This window comes from Pantoea sp. DY-17 (assembly GCF_019795975.1).
Classification (GTDB): Bacteria; Pseudomonadota; Gammaproteobacteria; order Enterobacterales; family Enterobacteriaceae; genus Pantoea; species Pantoea leporis.
In genome coordinates this window covers 254647-276108 of sequence record NZ_JAIMIG010000005.1, presented here as the reverse complement: position 1 = coordinate 276108, position 21462 = coordinate 254647, and the positions used below count along the sequence as shown (strand labels likewise).

The 21462-nt window shown below is 55.6% G+C and carries 18 protein-coding genes and 1 rRNA gene; 9 read left to right on the top strand and 10 right to left on the bottom strand.

All coding sequences use genetic code 11. The features are described from left to right. Positions 1-108, bottom strand: a 16S ribosomal RNA gene (locus K5Y33_RS20880); the annotation flags it as partial. 402 nt (positions 109-510) lie between these two features. Next, positions 511-723: a hypothetical protein gene (locus K5Y33_RS20875; RefSeq protein ID WP_167391204.1), complete on the bottom strand. Its 213-nt coding sequence runs from the start codon at positions 721-723 to the stop codon at positions 511-513. Here K5Y33_RS20875 and mdtD point away from each other — a divergent pair. Next, entirely contained in the window at positions 662-2065 is a 1404-nt protein-coding gene (mdtD, locus tag K5Y33_RS20870) for a multidrug transporter subunit MdtD (protein WP_222235023.1), read from the top strand. The two genes, K5Y33_RS20875 and mdtD, sit on opposite strands and share 62 nt — an antisense overlap. Here the strand turns inward: mdtD and rbsR are convergent. The 7 genes from rbsR to K5Y33_RS20835 all read right to left on the bottom strand — a co-directional run bounded on the left by rbsR (position 2062) and on the right by K5Y33_RS20835 (position 8426). Then, positions 2062-3045 carry a ribose operon transcriptional repressor RbsR gene (rbsR, locus tag K5Y33_RS20865; protein WP_210081088.1) on the bottom strand — a complete coding sequence of 328 codons (984 nt, stop codon included), beginning with the start codon at positions 3043-3045 and terminating at the stop codon, positions 2062-2064. The genes mdtD and rbsR overlap by 4 nt on opposite strands. A 13-nt stretch (positions 3046-3058) precedes the next feature. Continuing rightward, positions 3059-3988: a ribokinase gene (rbsK, locus tag K5Y33_RS20860; protein WP_192236788.1), complete on the bottom strand. Its 930-nt coding sequence runs from the start codon at positions 3986-3988 to the stop codon at positions 3059-3061. 64 nt (positions 3989-4052) lie between these two features. Continuing rightward, positions 4053-4928, bottom strand: coding sequence for a ribose ABC transporter substrate-binding protein RbsB (gene rbsB, locus K5Y33_RS20855; protein WP_008106759.1), 876 nt, complete (start codon positions 4926-4928; stop codon positions 4053-4055). Positions 4929-4954: 26 nt separating this feature from the next. After that, on the bottom strand, positions 4955-5926 hold the full coding sequence (gene rbsC / locus K5Y33_RS20850; RefSeq protein WP_008106756.1) for a ribose ABC transporter permease: 972 nt from the start codon (positions 5924-5926) through the stop codon (positions 4955-4957). After that, positions 5923-7431 carry a ribose ABC transporter ATP-binding protein RbsA gene (gene rbsA, locus K5Y33_RS20845; RefSeq protein WP_192236789.1) on the bottom strand — a complete coding sequence of 503 codons (1509 nt, stop codon included), beginning with the start codon at positions 7429-7431 and terminating at the stop codon, positions 5923-5925. Before rbsA ends, rbsC begins: the two co-directional genes overlap by 4 nt. Positions 7432-7438: 7 nt before the next feature. Continuing rightward, positions 7439-7858 (bottom strand): D-ribose pyranase, encoded by a 420-nt coding sequence (gene rbsD, locus K5Y33_RS20840; RefSeq protein WP_101763922.1) that lies wholly within the window; start codon positions 7856-7858, stop codon positions 7439-7441. A gap of 172 nt (positions 7859-8030) precedes the next feature. Next, positions 8031-8426, bottom strand: coding sequence for a YgiW/YdeI family stress tolerance OB fold protein (locus tag K5Y33_RS20835; RefSeq protein WP_176973313.1), 396 nt, complete (start codon positions 8424-8426; stop codon positions 8031-8033). A 180-nt stretch (positions 8427-8606) separates the two neighbouring features. Here K5Y33_RS20835 and qseB point away from each other — a divergent pair, with 180 nt between their 5' ends. Both qseB and qseC read left to right on the top strand, forming a co-directional pair. After that, positions 8607-9269, top strand: a complete 663-nt coding sequence (gene qseB, locus K5Y33_RS20830) for a quorum sensing response regulator transcription factor QseB (RefSeq protein ID WP_222235022.1) — start codon at positions 8607-8609, stop codon at positions 9267-9269. Further along, complete coding sequence (qseC, locus tag K5Y33_RS20825; protein ID WP_222235021.1) at positions 9266-10597, top strand: quorum sensing histidine kinase QseC; 1332 nt, start codon at positions 9266-9268, stop codon at positions 10595-10597. The genes qseB and qseC overlap by 4 nt, the downstream gene beginning before the upstream one ends. An 11-nt stretch (positions 10598-10608) precedes the next feature. Here qseC and kup read toward each other — a convergent pair whose 3' ends face one another. Then, positions 10609-12477, bottom strand: coding sequence for a low affinity potassium transporter Kup (gene kup / locus K5Y33_RS20820; RefSeq protein WP_101763918.1), 1869 nt, complete (start codon positions 12475-12477; stop codon positions 10609-10611). 297 nt (positions 12478-12774) lie between these two features. Here kup and ravA point away from each other — a divergent pair, with 297 nt between their 5' ends. From ravA to mnmG, 6 genes are all read left to right on the top strand, one after another. After that, the gene (ravA, locus tag K5Y33_RS20815; RefSeq protein ID WP_137386815.1) at positions 12775-14271 is read left to right on the top strand and encodes an ATPase RavA; all 1497 of its coding nucleotides are present in this window, start codon (positions 12775-12777) and stop codon (positions 14269-14271) included. Then, positions 14268-15728 (top strand): ATPase RavA stimulator ViaA, encoded by a 1461-nt coding sequence (gene viaA / locus K5Y33_RS20810; protein ID WP_222235020.1) that lies wholly within the window; start codon positions 14268-14270, stop codon positions 15726-15728. The genes ravA and viaA overlap by 4 nt, the downstream gene beginning before the upstream one ends. Positions 15729-15795: 67 nt before the next feature. Then, on the top strand, positions 15796-17922 hold the full coding sequence (gene ovoA / locus K5Y33_RS20805; RefSeq protein WP_222235019.1) for a 5-histidylcysteine sulfoxide synthase: 2127 nt from the start codon (positions 15796-15798) through the stop codon (positions 17920-17922). A 106-nt stretch (positions 17923-18028) separates the two neighbouring features. Continuing rightward, positions 18029-18490, top strand: coding sequence for a transcriptional regulator AsnC (asnC, locus tag K5Y33_RS20800; protein WP_008106733.1), 462 nt, complete (start codon positions 18029-18031; stop codon positions 18488-18490). Positions 18491-18644: 154 nt separating this feature from the next. Then, a complete protein-coding gene (gene mioC / locus K5Y33_RS20795; protein WP_064738315.1) occupies positions 18645-19085 on the top strand; it encodes an FMN-binding protein MioC in 441 nt (146 codons plus the stop codon). A 442-nt stretch (positions 19086-19527) separates the two neighbouring features. Further along, positions 19528-21417: a tRNA uridine-5-carboxymethylaminomethyl(34) synthesis enzyme MnmG gene (gene mnmG / locus K5Y33_RS20790; protein ID WP_101763914.1), complete on the top strand. Its 1890-nt coding sequence runs from the start codon at positions 19528-19530 to the stop codon at positions 21415-21417. The last annotated feature ends 45 nt before the right edge of the window (positions 21418-21462 follow it).

The window sequence follows — 21462 nt, the reverse complement described above, 5'->3', positions numbered from 1 at the left end:
GTCCGCCACTCGTCACCCGAGAGCAAGCTCTCTGTGCTACCGTTCGACTTGCATGTGTTAGGCCTGCCGCCAGCGTTCAATCTGAGCCATGATCAAACTCTTCAATTTAAGTTTGATTTGCTGAAACAAGTTCAGCGATGCTCATCTGTAAAACGTCATAATGAATTTCATTATGTGTTCACTCGTGAGGCTTTGATATTTTTTGCGTCCGGAGACGCGGATATCAATCCTGCGAGTGCCCACACAGATTGTCTGATAAATTGTTAAAGAGCGTTGCGAACAGCGGCTGAACCGTCTGTCGCGAGGTGGCGTATACTACGCTACTCTCCTTCGGAGTCAAACACTTTTTTCAGCGTTTTCATCCGGCGGGATGAATTTCTTCACTCCCTGCTGAGCCGTCTGCGTTGCCGCTTTGCCGTCTCAGTGGTGGCGCATTATAGGGAGTTATTCGGAGCTGACAAGGGTTAATTGCAAAAAAATGACTGAGCGCCTCTTTTTTAAACGAACGCGTTAAAAACGGACATTTCCCGGCGAAGAATCAGTCAAAATCGCCGCTTCATCGGCATAAATCAGCGCCATCACCTTAAACACCAATGCTATTCTCTTTAACCAAACGTAATTTCTTTGTCGCAGGCTGACAATTATTCGAGAAGGACTTTCAATGATTCGCTCCGCGCGCAGCATGGCCGGCTTGCCCTGGATCGCCGCCATGGCGTTTTTCATGCAAGCACTTGATGCCACCATCCTGAATACTGCGCTCCCTGCTATCGCCACCAGCCTTGAACGTTCCCCTCTTGCCATGCAATCCGCCATCATCAGTTACACGCTAACGGTAGCGATGCTGATTCCGGTGAGTGGCTGGTTAGCCGATCGCTACGGCACACGCAAAATCTTCATTCTTGCGGTATCGCTATTTACGCTGGGTTCGCTAGCCTGCGCCTTATCCGGCTCGCTGAGCATGCTGGTGGTCTCGCGCGTGGTACAAGGGATTGGCGGGGCGATGATGATGCCCGTCGCGCGCCTGGCGCTGTTACGCGCTTATCCACGCAGTGAACTGCTGCCGGTGCTGAACTTCGTCACCATGCCGGGTTTAGTGGGTCCGATTCTGGGCCCAATGCTGGGCGGATTGTTAGTGACCTACGCCAGCTGGCACTGGATATTCCTCCTCAACATTCCCATCGGTATCGCCGGCATCTTCTACGCACGCAAATATATGCCGGACTTCACTACCCCAAAACGCCGCTTCGACTTTTCAGGCTTCCTGCTGTTTGGTTTGGGTCTGGTGCTGATCTCGGTCGGTATCGAGTTGTTTGGCGAGCGCGTGGTGTTGCCGTGGCAAGCGTTGTTGGTGCTGTTTGGCGGCATTGCATTACTTCTTCTCTATATAGTGCACGCGCGTCGCCATCCGGCACCGCTGATTAATCTGCCAATGTTTAAAACCCGCACCTTCTCGGTCGGCATCATTGGCAACATAGCTTCGCGCCTGGGTACCGGCTGCATTCCGTTCCTGATGCCGCTGATGTTGCAGGTGGGCTTTGGTTATCCCGCACTGATTGCCGGTTGCATGATGGGTCCAACGGCGATTGGCGCGCTGCTGGCGAAATCCACGGTGACGCAAGTGCTACGCCGCTTTGGTTATCGCCATACGCTGATAGGTATCACCATTATTATTGGCATATTGATCGCCACCTTCTCACTGCAATCGCCGGGTGGCAGCGTGGTGATGTTGCTGGCGGCACTGTTGATTCTGGGGATGGCGATGTCAACGCAGTTCACCGCGATGAACACCATCACGCTGGCAGATTTAAATGATGAGAACGCCAGCGGCGGGAACAGTGTGCTAGCGGTAACGCAGCAGCTGTCGATCAGCTTTGGCGTGGCGGTGAGTGCCGCAGTGCTGCGTTTCTATCAGGATGTCGAGGCCACAACCGTCGCGCAATTCCACGCCACCTTCCTGACGATGGGCGTCGTCACGGTGTTGTCTGCCTTTACCTTTATGATGTTACGTCCGAGCGATGGGCGTAATCTGATCGCCAACCGCGAGAAAAAGAAGAAAGCGACTTAGACCGAACCGCGCTCCACCAGCTCCGGCGTCAGCACCAGCGTTTGCTGACTGGCGTCGGGATCGCCCATACGATGAATCAAGGTATCAATCGCCAGTTCACCTAACTCATCTTTCGGCTGATGGATGGTACTAAGCGGCGGAGTCAGGTAACGCGCCAGCTCAATGTTGTCATAGCCCATCACCGCAATATCCTGCGGCACGCGCAATCCGGCCTGGAACAAGGCGTGATAGACGCCAACCGCCATCGCATCGTTGCTGGTAAATATCGCTTCTGGCAGCGTATCCAGCGTCAGCAGTTGATTCATGGCGTTGAAGCCGCCCTGAAACTCGAAATCGCCATCAACCACATAACCCGGCGGCACCGATAATCCGCTGTTGGCCATCGCTTTATGAAAACCTTCAAGACGCAAACGCGCGGGCGTTTTATCCTGCGGCCCGGCGATACAGGCAATGCGCGTATAGCCACGATCGATCAGATGCTGGGTTGCCAGTTCGCCGCCGAGCAGCGCATTGTCCTGAATGATGTCGCCGCGCCCTTCAAATGGCGCCCAATCCATCATCACCATCGGCACCGAGGGATAACGATTGAGGATCTCCGCCGACGGCAGATGGGTTTCGGTGCACATCATCAGTAAACCATCGACGCGCTTTTGCATCAGCGTTTCGAGGCTGCGATTCATACGCTCTTCATCGCCTTCGGTATTACACAGAATCAGGCTGTAGCCGCGTTCGTAGCAGCTGTTTTCTACGCCGCGCACCACTTCGGAATAGAACGGGTTACTGCTGGCGGTCAGCAGCATGCCGATGGTGCGGGTTTGTTTGATCTTCAGGCTACGTGCCAGCGCGGACGGCGCATAGTTCAGCTCACGAATTGCCTGTTCCACCTTTTCACGCACCTGCTCGCTGACAAAGCGATTGTTGTTGATGACGTGTGAAACGGTGGAGGTAGAGACGCCCGCCAGGCGGGCGACATCTTTCATGGTAGCCAAGCGCTTAGCCCTGTTGTTGCAGGAAGGCGTCAATCTCAGTGCGCCACGGCACTGAGGGCTGCGCGCCCGGACGCGTCACTGCAATCGCAGCGGCGGCATGGGCGAAACGTACAGCATCATGCATCGCCACACCTTCCAGACGTGCGGTAATAAATGCCCCGTTGAAGGTATCGCCCGCTGCGATAGTATCGATGGCCTGCACGCTGAAGCCCGGAATGCGCACGCCGTTGCCTTGCTCACTCAGCCACACACCGCGACGGCCCAGCGTGATCAACACGGTAGCAATACCTTTCGCATGCAATGCCGCAGCAGCACGCGCGGCATCTTCATCGCTCTTTACCGCAATGCCGGTGAGAATTTCAGCTTCGGTTTCATTTGGCGTGATGATGTCGATAAGCGCGAGCAGCTCATCAGAGAGCGCCGTGGCCGGTGCGGGATTCAGGATCACTTGCGTCTGCTGCGCGCGAGCAATCTTCGCGGCGGCCAGAACGCTTTCCAGCGGAGATTCCAGCTGCATCAGCAACGCATCAGCATCGGCAATCACCTGCTGATGCTGCGCAACGCGAGCCGGCGTCAGCGCGGCATTGGCACCGGAATAGATGCCGATATTATTTTCGCCTTCGCCATTCACGAAGATCATCGCTACACCGGTCGATTCATCTGCGACGGTTTCAACCGGTGCAGTATCAATGCGGTCTTGCTGCAACTGCTGACGAATACGCTCGCCAATATCATCAGCGCCTACGCAGGCAATAAAAGCAATGTCTGCACCGGCACGGCCCGCAGCCACTGCCTGATTGGCCCCTTTGCCGCCAAAAGCAATTTGATACTGTTTCCCGATCACCGTTTCGCCCGGACGTGGAAAATGGGCGAGGTTAAGGATGTGATCGGCATTGATGCTGCCGAGAACGGCCAGTTTTGCGCTTGTGGTCATTGGGATTCATCCAGAAAGATGCGCCACCAGGACGGTGGCGCGTTGCCCTGCTTTTCTTTACTTATTATTTGGTCACCAGCTTCAGGTCAACCGGATTAACCGCCTGCACCTTCTCGCCTTTCAATACTTTATCGGCAGTCTGCACGCCAATCACACCAATCTTGTCTGGCATCTGCGCCACAGTCGCGGTCAGTTTACCCGATTCTACGGCTTTCACACCGTCAGCGGTGCCGTCAAAACCCACCACCAGCACGTCGGTTTTACCCGCGGTTTGCAGCGCACGCAGCGCGCCCAGCGCCATTTCATCGTTCTGAGCGAAGACGGCCTGCACATCCGGATGTCCCTGCAGTAGGTTCTGCATGACGTTCAGACCTTTAGTACGGTCGAAGTCAGCAGGCTGGCTCGCCAGGATGTTGAATTTGTGGGCATCGGCTGCCTGTTTGAAGCCTTCGCCGCGCTCACGCGCCGCAGAGGTACCGGCAATGCCTTGCAGTTCAATAATTTTCGCGCCATCGCCCAGTTTTTTGGCGATGAAGTCACCGGCCATTTTGCCGCCGAAGCGGTTGTCAGAAGCCACGTGGCTCACCACGGTGCCTTGTGCTGCTACGCGGTCCAGCGTGATCACCGGAATATTCGCCTGGTTCGCCATCTTTACGGCGTTACCCACCGCATCAGAATCAGTTGGGTTGATCAGCAGCAGCTTGGTGCCGCGCACCGTCAGATCCTGCACGTTCGCCAGCTCTTTCGCCGGGTTGTTCTGCGAATCCAGCACCACGAGGTTATAACCCAATTGGTCAGCTTCTTTCTGTGCGCCATCTTTCAGTGACACAAAGAACGGATTATTCAGCGTAGATACCACCAGAGCAATGGTGTCCTTTGCCATCGCGCCAGCACTGAGGGTGGCGCCAAGAATGACGGCCAATGCAGTTAACTTTTTCATTTTTAAATCCTGTGTGAAGGTCAGAGTTATTTACTGCTTTTGTTATCCACCAGCACCGCTAGCAGAATGACGACGGCTTTAACAATCATTTGGTAGTAAGACGATACGCCCATCAGATTCAGGCCGTTATTCAGGAAACCGAGGATCAACGCACCAATCAGCGTGCCCATGATGCGACCTTTACCGCCCGCCAGGCTGGTACCGCCCAGCACCACCGCAGCAATCGCATCCAGTTCATAACCGGTGCCCGCTGTAGGTTGTGCGGAAGAGAGACGCGCCACTTCGATGGTGCCCGCCAATGCCGCCAGCAGGCCGCACAGCGAATAGACGATGATTTTAACGCGATTAACGTTGATGCCCGACAAACGCGTGGCCGCTTCGTTGCCACCCAGCGCATAGATGTAACGACCAAGGCGCGTGTGATGCAGCATGTACCACGCCAGCCCGAACACCGCGACCATCAGCCACACCGGCGTTGGAATGCCCAACGGGCGACCGATACCGAACCAGCCGAACAGATCGGCGTTATCGTTAAAACCGGTATTAATTGGGCTGCCGTTGGTGTAAACCATGGTGACGCCGCGCAGCAGCAACATCATCACCAGCGTGGCGATGAAAGCCTGCACCTTGCCGCGCGCCACAATCACGCCGGTAATACCGCCAATCGCCGCCCCCAGCGCCAGCGAAGCCGCAACGGCCACCAGCGCATTCACCTCTAATCCGACAATCGATGCCGCCACCGCGCCGGTCAGCGCCAGCAGCGATCCCACCGATAGATCAATGCCCGAGGTCAGAATCACCAGCGTCATGCCGACCGCCATGATGGCGTTGACCGACGTCTGCTGCAGAATGTTGAACATGTTAGCCAGCGTGAAGAAGTTCGGACTCTGGCTGGCAACCACGGCAATCAGCACTATCAATGCAATCAGTGATTTCTGCTCCAGCAGCCAGGCTTTGCTGAACCAACGACGGCTGGCGGGTAAGGTTTGGGTGCTCATACTACTAACTCCTCGCTGTGTTGCTTACCGACTGCCGCCGCCATCAGGGATTCCTGGGTAGCTTGCTCACGGGAAAATTCGCCACTCAGATGGCCTTCATGCATCACCACGATGCGATCGCTCATGCCCAGCACTTCCGGCATTTCCGACGACACCAAAATGATGCTCAGCCCTTCGGCTTTAAACTGGTTAATTAACTGATAAATTTCTTTTTTTGCCCCGACATCTACGCCGCGTGTCGGCTCATCAAGAATCAGCACATCGGGGCGCGTCATCAGGCCACGCGCAATCGCCACTTTTTGCTGATTACCGCCAGACAGCAGACCAATCGGCTGCTCCATTGACGGGGTTTTAACGTTGAACAGGCGGATAAAATCGCCCACCGCCAGCTGCTCGTCGCTGTGGCGCAGGTTGCCCGCGCCAGTGCTGAAATAGCGCAGCGCGGTCAACGACATGTTCTCTTTCACCGACATGCCGAGCACCAGACCATCGCGCTTGCGATCTTCCGAGATATACACAATGCCGCTGGCGAGGCCATCCTGCGGAGAGCGGGTCACGATCTCGCGGCCGTTCAGCGTCACTTTGCCTTTGCTGCGCGGCAGCGCGCCGTACAGCACTTTCATCAGTTCAGTACGTCCTGCGCCCATCAGACCCGACACGCCAAGGATTTCCCCTTTGCGCAGCGTAAAGCTGACGTTATCAACGCCCGGACCGCTGAGATTTTCGACTTTTAAGCGGATCTCGCCCGGCTGTTGATCGATACGCGGATATTGATCTTCCAGCTTGCGGCCGACCATCATCTCGATCAGGCTCTCTTCGCTGAGATCGCACACCGCGCGTTCGGCAATAAACTGCCCATCGCGGAACACAGTGACGTCATCGCAAATCTCGAAGATCTCTTTCATGCGGTGCGAGATATAGACGATGCCGCAGCCTTGCGCTTTCAGTTCATTGATGACGCGGAACAGCGACAGCGTTTCGGTATCAGTCAGCGCATCGGTCGGTTCATCCATAATGATGACTTTCGACTCGAAGCTGAGCACCTTGGCGATCTCGACCATCTGCTGATCGCCAATCGACAAATCGCCCACCAGCTTGTGGCTGTCGAAACGCAGATTGAGGCGCTTTAATAGCGCATCCGCTTCGGCATACATCTTTTTCCATTCGATGCGGCCAAAGCGGTTAACACATTCGCGGCCAAGGAAGATATTCTCGGCAACAGTCAGCTGCGGAATCAGGTTCAGTTCCTGATGGATAATGCCAATGCCGGCTTCCTGCGACGCCTTTGGACCGGAGAACGCCACATCCTTACCCAGCCACTGCAGGGAACCGGCATCCATGCTGTAAATGCCGGTCAGCACTTTCATCATGGTGGATTTGCCCGCGCCGTTTTCACCCACCAGCGCCATCACGCGTCCCGAATAAACGGCCAGCGATGCGCCATTCAACGCCTTCACGCCAGGAAACGACTTTTCAATTCCTTTGAGTTGCAATAACGGTTGCATAGCGGCCTCAGAAGGTCACGCCGGCGCTCAGGATGACATTCGCATACGGAGAACACTCTCCGCTGCGAATGACCGCCTGACTACGCTGCGTATGTTGTTTGAATTGTTCATGGCTGGTGTAACGGATGGTGATGACATTCCCCTGGTGCTGTTGCAAGGCTTCGAGCACGGCGAGCAGTGCGCTGTGGAGCTGCGGATTGTGCTGCTTAATCTCCTCCGCCATCAGGGCGCTTTCGACCTGCATCTCCTGCGTGACAACGTCAACTACCTGTAGAAATTCGGGCGTACCCGGCGTTAACGCCAGATCGATGCGCTGTGGACCGGCCGGAATCGGCAAGCCTGCATCTGCAATCGTCAGCGTATCGGTGTGCCCCAGGCGAGCAATCACATGTGAGACTTCAGCGTTTAACAAGCGACCTTTTTTCATTTATTCCACTCCACAGCGAAACGTTTCGCTGATCGGGAGTGTATAAAATGCGCACGGCAACTCAATGGCGGCATCGCGGAAATGTGATCGCCATCGAAACGTTTCGCTTGTGCCAGAGAGAATTTGAGTTTGGTGGGATTTTGGAGCCGCTGCTGCGGCCCCGAAGATGGGATTACGGCAGTTTACGTACCTGTTTCACGTCCAGTTCGATGGAGTTGAAATCTTTATCCAGTTCGCCGGTCAGTTCTACCTGATCCTTCGGCGTGATGGTCAAACCGTTCCAGCGTTTATGATCGATTTCAACTTTCATGGTGCCGGTGGCATCACGGAACTGATAATCCTCATCACCGATTTGCTTCTCAAGCGTACCGCGCACGGTAATCCAGCTATCGTCTTTCATCTCTTCGGCCTGTTTCACCGTGACAACGCTGGTGTTATCGGCTTTGAACCCACCGGACTTCACCTGCGCGGATGGCGCATTGGGATCAACAAAGCCACCTTGCTGAGCGGCAAGAACCGGCGTGGCGGCCAGGGCGACAATCGCTAACAGAGCTGCAGACTTTTTCATAATTCACCTCTTTTCCATGAATGTGTCGGTTTACGGGAGCAATTTCACCATAAGGTTCTTAACAGGATCTTAAGAGAATCCGTTTGGCTAACATTCATGAAAAATAGTCTATTTGACGGGATTTTCGCTGTACAAGAGCAATTGTGCTTCGTATAACTCCGCTTAACAGAAGGAGAGTTGATGCGCATTTTACTGATTGAAGATGACACGCTGATTGGCGACGGTTTGAAAGTCGGGTTGACCAAACTCGGTTTCAGCGTGGATTGGTTTGTCTCCGGTGAAGACGGATTTCAGGCGTTGACCGCCGCGCCCTGGGACGCGGTGGTGCTGGATCTGTCGCTGCCCGAACGCGATGGTCTGGATATCCTGCGTCAGTGGCGCCAGCAAGGACACGATGTGCCGGTGCTGATCCTCACCGCGCGCGATGCGCTCGATCAGCGCGTCCAGGGATTACAACTCGGCGCCGACGATTACCTGTGTAAGCCGTTTGCGTTAACAGAAGTGGCGGCACGCTTGCAGGCGCTAATCCGTCGCCGTCACGGGCAACTGCAGCCGGAACTGAAACACGGCGACGTGGTAATGGCGCCCGGCAGCCACAGCGTGCTGTGCGATGGCGAAGCCGTCAGCCTGAAGAGCCGCGAACTGGCGCTGCTAGAACTGTTTCTGCGTAATCCTGGCCGCGTGCTGACGCGCAGTCAGCTGGAGGAGAAGCTCTACAGCTGGGATGAAGATGTCTCCAGCAATGCGGTGGAAGTGCACATTCATCATCTGCGCAAGAAACTCGGCAGCCAGTTTATTCGTACCGTACACGGCGTCGGTTATACGCTGGGAGCGGCGGAATGAGTCTGTTTCTGCGCCTCGCCATCGGCTTTGTGCTGCTGATTATAGTGTGCGGCGGCCTGGCCGGCCTCAGCGCCTGGCATCAAACCCGCGATACGGTGAACGAGCTGTTTGATACTCAGCAAATGCTGTTCGCCAAACGGCTGATAGCGCTTGATCCCACCTCACTGCAGGACGTGACGTTGCCGAAAACCAAAGCGATTCTGCGCCATCACCGCGGCGATCAGGATGATGATGCGCTGGCATTTGCCATTTTCAGCGCGGCAGGCCAACCATTGTTGAACGACGGCGAAAACGGTCGCGATCTGCAATTCGATCATCAGCGCGATGGCTTTGTTGATGGACGACTGCGCGGCGATAAAGACAGCTGGCGCCTGGTGTGGCTCACCTCCGAGGATAAGCGCTATCGCGTGGTGGTCGGGCAAGAATGGGAATACCGCGAAGATATGACGCGCGATCTGGCGCTCAGCAGCCTGCTGCCGTGGCTGATTGCCATGCCCTTTATGTTGCTGCTGCTGCTGGCGCTGGTGTGGTTCGAGCTGCGCCCGTTGAAACGCCTCACGCTTTCCCTGCATCAGCGTGCGCCGGATGATGCCACGCCATTGCCGGACACGCGCTTGCCTAAAGAGGTGAAGCCGCTGGTGGTGGCGCTCAACGGTTTGTTCAGTCGTATGGCGCATCTGGTGCAGCGCGAACGTCGCTTTACCTCCGATGCCGCCCATGAACTGCGCAGCCCGCTGGCGGCACTGCGCGTGCAGAGTGAAGTGATTCAGCTGGCAGATGATGATGAGGCGATGCGCAAACGGGCGATTCAACAACTGGATAGCGGCATCGTGCGTGCCACGCGTCTGGTGGATCAGCTCTTAACGCTGTCACGCGTGGAAGCCGACGATCTGCGCAGCGAGTTTCAACCGGTGGCGCTGGCGCCGCTGCTGCAAAACCTGCTGGCGGAGCACTTCCCGCAGGCAGAACAACAAAACACCGCTTTGCAGTTTACCAGCCACGCCGAACCGGTGATGAACGGTCATCCGCTGTTGCTGGGGTTGATGGTGCGCAATCTGCTGGATAACGCGCTGCGCTATTCGCCGTCGGGCAGCACTATTGATGTGCAGCTCAATGCCCGCGCCATTACCGTTGATGATAACGGGCCAGGCGTCAGCGATGAGCAGTTGATAAGGTTGGGTGAACGCTTCTGGCGACCGCCAGGACAGGCGCAAACCGGCAGCGGATTAGGGCTTTCCATCGTGAAAAATATTGCCCAGCTGCACGGCGTTCGCTTGCAGTTCAGCCAGCGCGCCAGCGGAGGATTGCGCGTCACCTTAAGTTGGTGACGCGCACAGCGTTAAATCTCGACCTGAGTTCCCAGCTCGATCACGCGGTTCGGTGGGATTTCAAACTGATCGGGCGCGCGCAGCGCATTGCGTTGCAGCGCGAGGAACAGCTTGCCGCGCAGGCGCAGATACCACGGACGATCGCCGATAATCAGCGATTCATGCGACATAAAGAAGGAGGTTTCCATCATGCGGCAGTTCAGGCCTTCAAGACCGCAGCGGTGGAAAATCTCTTCGACGTTTGGCGTTTCGCGCCAGCCGTAACTCGCCACCACGCGCCAGAAGGTCGGCGACAACTGTTCGATGGTCACACGACGGACGTTGTGCACGTAAGGCGCATCTTCCGTACGCAGCGTCAGCAGCACCACGCGCTCATGCAACACTTTGTTGTGCTTGAGGTTATGCAGCATGGCAAACGGAATCACATTCAGCGCACGCGACATATACACCGCGGTGCCCGGCACGCGTACCGGCGGCGATTTCTCCAGCGACGCAATCATCGCTTCCAGTGAATTGCCGTGCTCATGCATACGACGCAGCAGACGGAAACGCTCGCTTTTCCAGGTAGTCATGATGATGAACATCATCAGCGCCAGCGTCAGCGGCAGCCAACCGCCGGAGAACACCTTGATCAGGTTGGCGGAGAACAGCGACACGTCGATGATCAGCATGGCAATCAGAATCAGCACCACCAGATAGCGGTTCCAGTGCCAGTTTTGAATCGCCACGGTAGAACAGAGAATGGCGGTCAGCACCATGGTGCCGGTGACCGCGATGCCATAAGCCGCCGCCAGATTGCTGGAGTGCTCGAAGCCGACAATCACAATCACCACCGAGAAGTAGAGCAGCCAGTTAATCACCGGAATATAGATCTGCCCGGACTCCTCTTCTGAGGTGTGCACAATGCGCATCGGCGGCAAATAGCCGAGACGCACTGCCTGACGCGTTAATGAGAACACGCCGGAAATCACCGCTTGCGAGGCGATCACTGTGGCTAAGGTGGCGAGAATCAACATCGGGATCAGCATCCAATCCGGCGCAAGCAGGAAGAACGGGTTTTTGATCGCTTCAGGATGTTTGAGCAGCAGCGCGCCCTGACCAAAGTAGTTGAGCACCAGTGAAGGCAGCACCACGATAAACCAGGCGAGACGAATCGGGAATTTACCGAAGTGGCCCATATCGGCATACAGCGCTTCCACGCCGGTAATCGCCAGCACCACCGCGCCTAGCGCGAAGAAAGAGACACTTTTGTATTGAATAAAGAAGTGCAGCGCCCAGTAAGGATTCATGGCGTGCAGCACGTCAGGATTATTAATGATGCTACGCGCACCCAATACGGCGAGGATGATAAACCACAGCAGCATTACCGGCGCGAACAGCTTACCGACAATGCCGGTGCCGTGCTTCTGGATGACAAACAGCAAGGTCAGCACCGCAATCGCCAACGGCACGATGTAGGTATCGAGGCTCGGCGCGGCAATTTCCAGACCTTCTATCGCCGATAGCACCGACACCGCCGGCGTGATCACCACTTCCCCGTAGAAGAAGCTGCCGCCGATCAGGCCCATGATCACCAGTATCGCGGTGGCTCTGGCGCCGGTATTTCGTCCGGCCAGCGACATCAGCGTTAAAATCCCGCCTTCACCGGCGTTATCTGCACGCATCACGTAGCTGATGTACTTTAGCGACACCACCAGAATCAGCAGCCAGAAAATCAGCGACAGGAAGCCAAAAACCGCTTCGCGCTCCACGCCAAATCCAAACTGACCAGAGAGGCATTCACGCAATGTATAGAGTGGGCTGGTACCGATATCGCCATACACCACGCCAATTGCCGCCAGCGTGACTGCCCCAAGGGACTGTTTCTTATCCGAGCTCATAAGTTGTCTTTTGTTGGAGCCGGAGGCGCTTGCCTTCCGCTCAAGCCATCAAAAAGCGCACAGTATGCACATATTCCCAAAAAAACCTACTCTTACAAAGTGTCACCATCGCGTCGGTGACGCGGTTTTTCGCCGAAAATAGCGCCAAAAAACCGTTGGAAGCGGCGAGTTTTCTCGCATCAACCTTCTGAAACAAAAAAGCTGACGGCTATCAACGCAATCGCGCATGATAATCAGTAGAGTATTGCGCTCGCCAGACTATGACGGCACCAGTATCAAAAGGATAATGATGTGATTATGGCTCAACCCCATCTTTTGGCAGAAAGAATTTCTCGCCTGAGCAACGCTCTGGAAAAAGGGCTGTATGAACGCCATCATGCGATCCGCCTCTGTTTGCTGGCTGCCTTAAGTGGCGAAAGCGTGTTTCTGCTCGGGCCGCCGGGCATCGCCAAAAGTCTGATTGCCCGCCGATTGAAATATGCCTTCCAGCACGCCCGCGCATTTGAATACCTGATGACCCGTTTTTCCACCCCCGAAGAGGTGTTTGGCCCGCTGTCGATTCAGGCATTGAAAGATGAAGGGCGTTATCAGCGTCTGACCAAAGGTTATCTGCCGGATGCCGAAATTGTCTTCCTCGACGAAATCTGGAAAGCCGGCCCGGCGATTCTTAATACCTTGTTGACCGCCATCAACGAACGCCGCTTCCGCAATGGCGACAGCGAAGAAAAAATCCCAATGCGCCTGCTGGTTACCGCTTCCAATGAATTGCCGGAAGCCGATAGTGGCCTGGAAGCGCTGTATGACCGCATGTTGATTCGCCTGTGGCTGGATAACGTGCATGAGAAGCAGAATTTCCGCAGCATGCTCACCCACCAGCAGGATGAAAACGACAATCCGGTGGCGGAATCGTTGCGCATCAGCGACGAAGAGTATGAGCAGTGGCAGAAAGGCATCAGCCAGGTCAGTTTACCGGATCACGTGTTTGAACTGATCTATCAGCTTCGTCAGCAGTTAGAAACGCTGCCGGACGCGCCGTACATTTCCGATCGTCGCTGGAAGAAAGCCATTCACCTGTTGCAGGCTAGCGCCTTTTACAGCGGCCGCGTGGCCATCGCGCCCATCGACTTAGTGCTGCTGAAAGATTGCCTGTGGCATGACGTGGCGTCGATGAAAATGCTGGATCGCGAAATCGATACCCTGATGTCGCAACATGCGTGGCAGCAACAGGCGCTGCTACACAAGCTGCAGCAGATCAAAGGCCGCCGGCTGGCGCTGCAACAGCAGCAAAGCGTGGCGCAAGCGCTGACGCTGGAGAAACACAGCGGCATGTTCAGCCGCAAACCGCACTACGAATTACCCGCCGCCATCACCGATGATCAACTGACGCTAATGCTGCAACAACCGTTGATGCTGCACGACATGCAGGTGACGCACATTCTGATTGGCCGCGAAGCGCTGGATCAGTGGCTGCTGAAGGGCGGTGAAATCCGTGGCAAGCTGAACGGCATCGGCTTTGGTCAGACGCTGGATATGCTGGTGGATACCCATCACTGTTTGACGCTGCGCGATGTCAGCCTGCAATCCACGCGTCTGACGCTGCCGGGCGCCAGCAGCAGCAGCGAGATGCCGCAGGAGATCGCTGATGAATATGACGCGCTGGAAACCCAGCTGCGCGCGCAGCGCACGCTGTTCAGCCAGCATCAGCGCTGTCTGTTCATTAGCGATGACTGGCTGGCACGCATCGAAACCAGCCTGCAGGATGTCGCGGAACAGCTGAAACAGGCGAGAAAATGATCTCACTGGAGACGCTGAGTGCGCTGTTGTCGATTGGCGAAACCGAGTTAATCGAAGAGCTGATTATCGCGCTGCTCGCCTCGCCGCAACTGGCGCTGTTCTTTGAGAAATTTCCCCGCCTGAAACAAGCCATGATGCACGATCTGCCGCGCTGGCGATCGGAGATCGCCGAGCAGATCAAAGTCACGCCGGTGCCAGAAGCGCTGGCGCAGGAGTTTCAGCTGTTTCAACAGATGCAGCTACTCAGCACGCAACATTTCACCCAGCAGTTACCCAACATTATGACGCAGCTGAAAAGCCTGCCGTCGCCGTTCATCGAAGAAGCCAGCAAACTGCTGCTGAATGCTGAAAGCGACCAGCTCAGCAACGCGCAACACACCTTGTTCCTGCAACGCTGGCGCCTCAGCCTGACGCTGCAAACGCTGACGCTGAATGAAACCCTTCTGGAAGAGCAGCGCGAACGCTTGATGGCCGAGCTGCAGCAGCGCATGGCGATCAGCGGTCAGCTGGCGCCGATTCTTACCGATGACGATGAAGCCGCCGCCGGACGCCTGTGGGATTTAAGCAAAGCGCCGCTGCAGCACGGCGATTATGAACTGATCGTGCAGTACGGCGATTTCCTCGCCCAGCAGCCGGAATTGATGAAGCTGGCGCAGCAGCTGGGTCGCAGCCGCGAGGCCAAATCGGTGCCGTCGCAGGATGCGCCGCTGGAAGCGTTTCACCAGCTGGTGCGCGAACCGGATAACGTACCGGAAGAAGTCAGCGGCATTCATCAAAGCGATGATGTGCTGCGTCTGTTGCCACCTGAGCTAGCGGCATTGAGCATTAGCGAGTTAGAGCTGGAGTTTTATCGGCGTTTAGTCGAGAAACGCTTGCTGACTTATCGTCTACAGGGCGATGCGTGGCACGAAAAAATCACCATGAGTCCGGTCAGCCACCAGCAGCATGAAGAGCAACCGCGCGGCCCGTTTATCGTCTGCGTTGATACGTCTGGATCGATGGGCGGTTTCAATGAGCGCTGCGCCAAAGCCTTTTGCCTGGCGCTGCTGAAAGTGGCGCTGGCGGATAAGCGCCGCTGCTACATCATGCTGTTTGCTCATGAAGTGATCGGTTATGAACTCACCGCTGATAACGGCATTGAGCAGGCGATCCGTTTCCTCAGCCAGCGTTTTCGCGGCGGTACCGATCTCGCTGCCTGCCTTGCGGCGGTGGTGAAACGCATGGAAGGCAGCGCGTGGCAGGAAGCGGATGCGGTGATCGTTTCGGATTTTATTGCCCAGCGTTTGCCGGACGACATCGTCAGCACCATTAAGCAGCGTCAGCGCCAACATCAACAGCGCTTCCACGCGGTAGCAATGTCGCTGCATGGCAAACCCGGCATTCTGCGCATCTTCGATCACATCTGGCGCTTCGATACCGGCCTGAAAAGCCGTCTGCTGCGCCGCTGGCAGCGCTAATTCATCTGGCGGAAATGCTAATTTGCTATATTGATAAGTTCGAGCATTTAGCAAACTGGAGCACCTTGTGACGACCGCCCAACTTCCCGCACCGACCCGTACGCTGAAACTTTCCGGCCAACACTCCGAACAAAAACGGGCCGAGCTGCTGGCGTACTTCACCCAAACCTGGGAACTGTATGAAAGCCTGTTTGATTGCCTGGCGGACGAGCGCGCCTGGTTTAACAAAGCCATTTCGCTGCGCCATCCGCTGATCTTCTATTTTGGCCACACCGCAACCTTCTACATTAATAAGCTGATGGCGGGCCGCTACCTCGATCAACGCGTTGACGATCGTATTGAGGCGATGATGGCGATCGGCGTGGATGAGATGAGTTGGGACGATCTCAACGACAGCCATTACGACTGGCCGACCATCGCAGAAGTGCGCGACTATCGTGGCAAAGTGAAAAGCCTGGTGAGTGAGTTTATTCGCACCATGCCGCTGGAACTGCCGATCGACTGGGACAGCCCGGCGTGGGTGATTTTGATGGGCATCGAACACGAACGTATTCATCTGGAAACCTCCAGCGTGCTGATGCGCCAGTTGCCGATTGAATGGGTTAAGCCACAGCCGCACTGGCCAGTTTGCCCGCAGGCGCGTCACGATCGTCAATCGGTACCGGAAAATTCTCTGATCGCGATGCCCGGCGGCCGTGTGCAGCAGGGCAAAACCGACGACACTTATGGCTGGGATAACGAATACGGTAGCCAGCAAACCGAACTGAAGCCGTTTAAGGCCAGCAAAATGCTGGTCAGCAATGCTGAGTTTTATCGTTTTATTGCGGCGGACGGTTATAACAATCGCCGCTGGTGGGATGACGAAGGTTGGGGCTGGCGTGAATTTTCCGGTGCGCAGATGCCGACATTTTGGGTCGGTGACGAAAAGCTGCCCGATCAGCTAAAACTGCGCGTGCTGGCCGAAGAAGTGGCGATGCCGTGGGATTGGCCGGCGGAAGTGAATCAACTGGAAGCCGCCGCGTTTTGTCGCTGGCTGGCGGAAGAGACCGGTAAATCTGTTCAGCTTCCCTGCGAAGCCGAATGGGCGCAGCTGCGTGAGCAAGTTGGCGGCGATCAGCCGGACTGGACTGAAGCGCCGGGCAATATCAATCTGGCATACTGGGCTTCCTCCAGCCCGGTCGATCGCTTCGCACAAGGTGAGTTTTACGACATCGTCGGCAACGTCTGGCAGTGGACCACGACGCCAACCAACGGTTTCGAAGGCTTTAAGGTACATCCGCTCTACGACGATTTCTCCACACCCACCTTTGATGGCAAACATGCGCTAATCAAAGGTGGCAGCTGGATTTCCACCGGCAACGAAGCGCTGAAATCTGCGCGCTACGCTTTCCGTCGTCACTTCTTCCAGCACGCCGGTTTCCGCTATGTCGTTTCTTCCCATGAAGAGAGCATGACGCTCAATCCTTATGAAACCGACAGCATGGTGTCGCAGTATCTCGATTTCCAGTACGGGCCGAGCTACTACAACGTGCCCAACTACGCGGCTGCGCTGGTGGAAAAACTGCTGCCGCACTGTACTGCGCGGGGTCAGGCGCTGGATATCGGCTGCGCCACCGGGCGGGCCAGCTTTGAACTGGCGCGCCACTTCGAGGCGGTAACGGGCATGGATTACTCGGCGCGCTTTATTGATGTTGCGCTGCAGCTGACCTCCGGTGAGGATTTCCGCTATGTGGTGCCTGAAGAGGGCGATCTGGTGGAGTATCGTCAGGTGCGGCTGAAAGAGTTTGGTCTGGAAGCTGAGCAAGCGCAGCGTATTCAGTTTGTGCAGGGCGATGCCTGTAACCTGAAGCCGCAGCCGGACCGTTACGATCTGGTGCTGGCCTCTAACCTGATCGATCGTCTGCGTCAGCCAAAACGTTTCCTGCAGGATGTCACGCCGATGATCCGCGCCGGTGGTTTGCTGGTGCTGTCATCGCCGTATACCTGGCTGGAAGATTTCACGCCGAAAGAGAACTGGCTGGGCGGTGTTCGCGAAAATGGTGAAGCGCTGACAACCTATCAGGCGCTGCAGCGTCTGTTACGTGATGCCTTTGACGAAGTGGCAGCGCCGCAGGATGTACCCTTTGTGATCCGCGAAACGGCGCGCAAATTCCAGCACACGCAGGCGCAAGTGACCTTCTGGCGTAAGCGCTAAAAAGCAGGCAGACAACGGCATGGCTGTTGTCTGCACCTTGCCTGCACCGCTAATTTGCTGCACATTCTCCTCTATTCATAGAAGAAGAACTCAACGAGGATGGACAATGGCGGAACACCTTCAGCTGGATAACCTGGATCGCGGAATTCTGAATGCGCTGCTACAGAATGCGCGTACCGCCTATGCCGAGCTCGCCAAGCAGTTCAACGTCAGCCCCGGCACCATTCATGTGCGGGTGGAGAAGATGCGTCAGGCGGGTATTATTTTGGGCACGCGCGTGGAGATCGATCCGCGTCAGCTCGGCTTCGATGTGTGCTGCTTTATCGGCATTATCCTTAAAAGCGCGCGCGATTATCCGGCGGCTCTGAGCAAACTCGACGCGCTGGATGAAGTGGTGGAAGCCTGGTATACCACCGGCCACTACAGCATCTTTATCAAAGTGATGTGCCGATCAATCGATGCCTTGCAACAGGTGTTGATCAACAAGATCCAGACCATCGACGAAATTCAGTCCACCGAAACCCTGATCTCCCTGCAAAACCCGATCATGCGCACCATTAAGCCGTAACCCCTCTCTAATCTGTGCACAAACTTATCCCCGGCAGATCGCGCGTATGGCGCGACTTGCCGCCTGATGCTTTCTACTATTAACCCTGTTTTCCACAGGTGGATCACGGCTTGATCACAGCGTACAATGCTCGCCTTTAGTGCGGGAGAGCATCATGGCCGATATTACGTTAATCAGTGGAAGTACCCTTGGCAGCGCCGAATATGTTGCTGAACATCTGGAAGAAAAACTGCAGGAAGCGGGCTTCTCAACCGAGGTGCTGCATGGCCCAGAGCTGGATGAGCTGCAACCGGAAGGGATTTGGCTGATCGTTACCTCCACGCACGGTGCCGGTGAACTGCCTGATAATTTGCTTCCTTTATATGAAGCACTGCAGGAAACAAAACCGGACCTCTCTGGCTTACGTTATGGCGCAGTCGGCATTGGTAATCATGAATACGATCTTTTCTGCGGCGCGATCAAACTGCTGGAAGAGCAATTGAACCAGTTGGGCGCCAAACGCATTGGCGATCGCCTGGAGATCGACGTGCTGGAGCATGAGATCCCGGAAGACGCGGCCGAAGTGTGGGTCGCCACATGGAAAACGCAGATTTAAAACGATCTTTAGTGGCTGGGGATCGGGAAAATAGAATGATCCCCAGTTGATTGCGCTGTTTTTTTACCTTAAACCCGCGATCGACTGTGGATAACATGGCCTGTTTCATGCGTATAACCAGTAGTTATCCAAAGAACAACGCCTGTTTCTTTTTTAGGCTGTGCATAAGTAGCCATTTTGATCCCAGCTTATACGGATCAGGATCACCGATCATTCACAGCTAATGATCATCGCTAATTTGCTGTTTAGCCTGCACTTTTTGGGGTTATCAACAGCCGGATGCGATCCTAATAGTAGATCTAACAGAAAGATCATATAAAAGACTTAAGATCCTTTCTTTTAAACCTCGGGATCCCGCGACTTTCGCCGCCGACATTATTTCAGTAGAATCCACCGCCCAGGGCAACGATCCCTGTCCGAAACACTAACGAGGACCCACTTCATGTTTTATCCAGATCCTTTTGACGTCATCGTAATCGGTGGTGGTCATGCGGGCACAGAGGCCGCGATGGCCGCAGCCCGAATGGGTCAGCAAACCCTGTTACTCACCCATAACATTGATACGCTTGGACAAATGTCCTGTAACCCGGCGATCGGTGGCATCGGGAAAGGACATCTGGTGAAGGAAGTGGATGCCTTAGGCGGTTTGATGGCCACGGCAATTGACCAGGCAGGTATCCAGTTTAGGATACTAAACGCGAGTAAAGGCCCCGCCGTTCGCGCCACTCGTGCTCAGGCTGACCGTGTACTGTATCGCCAGGCGGTACGCACCGCATTAGAGAACCAGCCAAACCTGATGATCTTCCAGCAGGCGGTTGACGATCTGATTGTGGAAAACGATCGTGTCGTCGGTGCTGTGACGCAAATGGGCCTGAAGTTCCGCGCCAAAACCGTGGTGCTGACCGTCGGGACCTTCCTCGATGGCAAAATCCACATCGGGCTGGATAACTACAGCGGTGGCCGTGCAGGCGATCCGCCATCAATCCCATTGGCAAAACGCCTGCGTGCACTGCCGCTGCGCGTAAACCGTCTGAAAACCGGTACGCCGCCACGTATCGACGCACGCTCGATTGATTTTTCGGTGCTGACACCGCAGCACGGTGATAATCCGATGCCGGTGTTCTCGTTCATGGGCAAAGTTTCACAACATCCACAACAAGTGCCATGCTGGATCACTTACACCAACGAACAGACGCATGACGTGATCCGCAACAACCTTGATCGCAGCCCGATGTATGCCGGGATCATCGAAGGTATTGGTCCACGTTATTGCCCATCGATCGAAGACAAAGTGATGCGCTTTGCCGATCGTAATGCGCACCAGATCTTCCTGGAGCCGGAAGGCCTGACCAGCAACGAGATCTACCCGAATGGTATCTCCACCAGCCTGCCGTTTGACGTACAGATGCAGATCGTACGTTCGATGAAAGGACTGGAAAATGCGAAGATCATCCGTCCGGGTTACGCCATCGAGTATGATTTCTTCGATCCACGCGATCTCAAACCGACGCTGGAAAGCAAATTTATCCACGGTCTGTTCTTTGCCGGCCAGATCAACGGCACCACTGGCTACGAAGAAGCGGCAGCGCAAGGTTTGCTGGCCGGCCTCAATGCAGCACGCGCTTCCGCCGACAAAGAGGGCTGGGCGCCACGTCGCGATCAGGCTTACCTTGGTGTGCTGGTTGATGATTTGTGCACATTGGGCACGAAAGAGCCGTACCGCATGTTTACATCACGCGCGGAATACCGCCTGATGCTGCGCGAAGACAACGCCGATCTGCGTTTGACCGAAGCCGGTCGCGAACTCGGTCTGGTTGATGATGACCGCTGGGCGCGCTACAACCAGAAACTGGAGGCGATTGAGCAGGAGCGTCAACGCCTGCGCGATCTGTGGGTGCATCCAAAATCGGATAACGTGGCGGAAGTGAACGCGGTGATCAGTGCGCCGCTCACCAAAGAAGCCAGCGGTGAAGATCTGCTGCGTCGTCCAGAGATGACCTATCCGCTGCTGACGTCACTCGCCAGCTACGGTCCGGCACTGTCAGATGAGCAAGCTGCTGAGCAGGTGGAGATTCAGGTGAAATACGAAGGGTACATTGCGCGTCAGCAGGAAGAGATTGATCGCCAGCTGCGCAATGAAAACACCTTGTTGCCTGTCGAGCTCGACTATCGTCAGGTAAATGGCTTGTCGAATGAAGTGATCGCCAAACTCAACGATCACAAACCGACTTCCATCGGCCAAGCTTCTCGTATTTCGGGCATCACGCCTGCCGCAATCTCAATTCTGCTGATTTACCTGAAAAAACAGGGCCTGCTACGTAAAAGCGCCTGATCGACTTTGGGGCGAGGCAACTCGCCCCCGTTAATGGAATTCTCG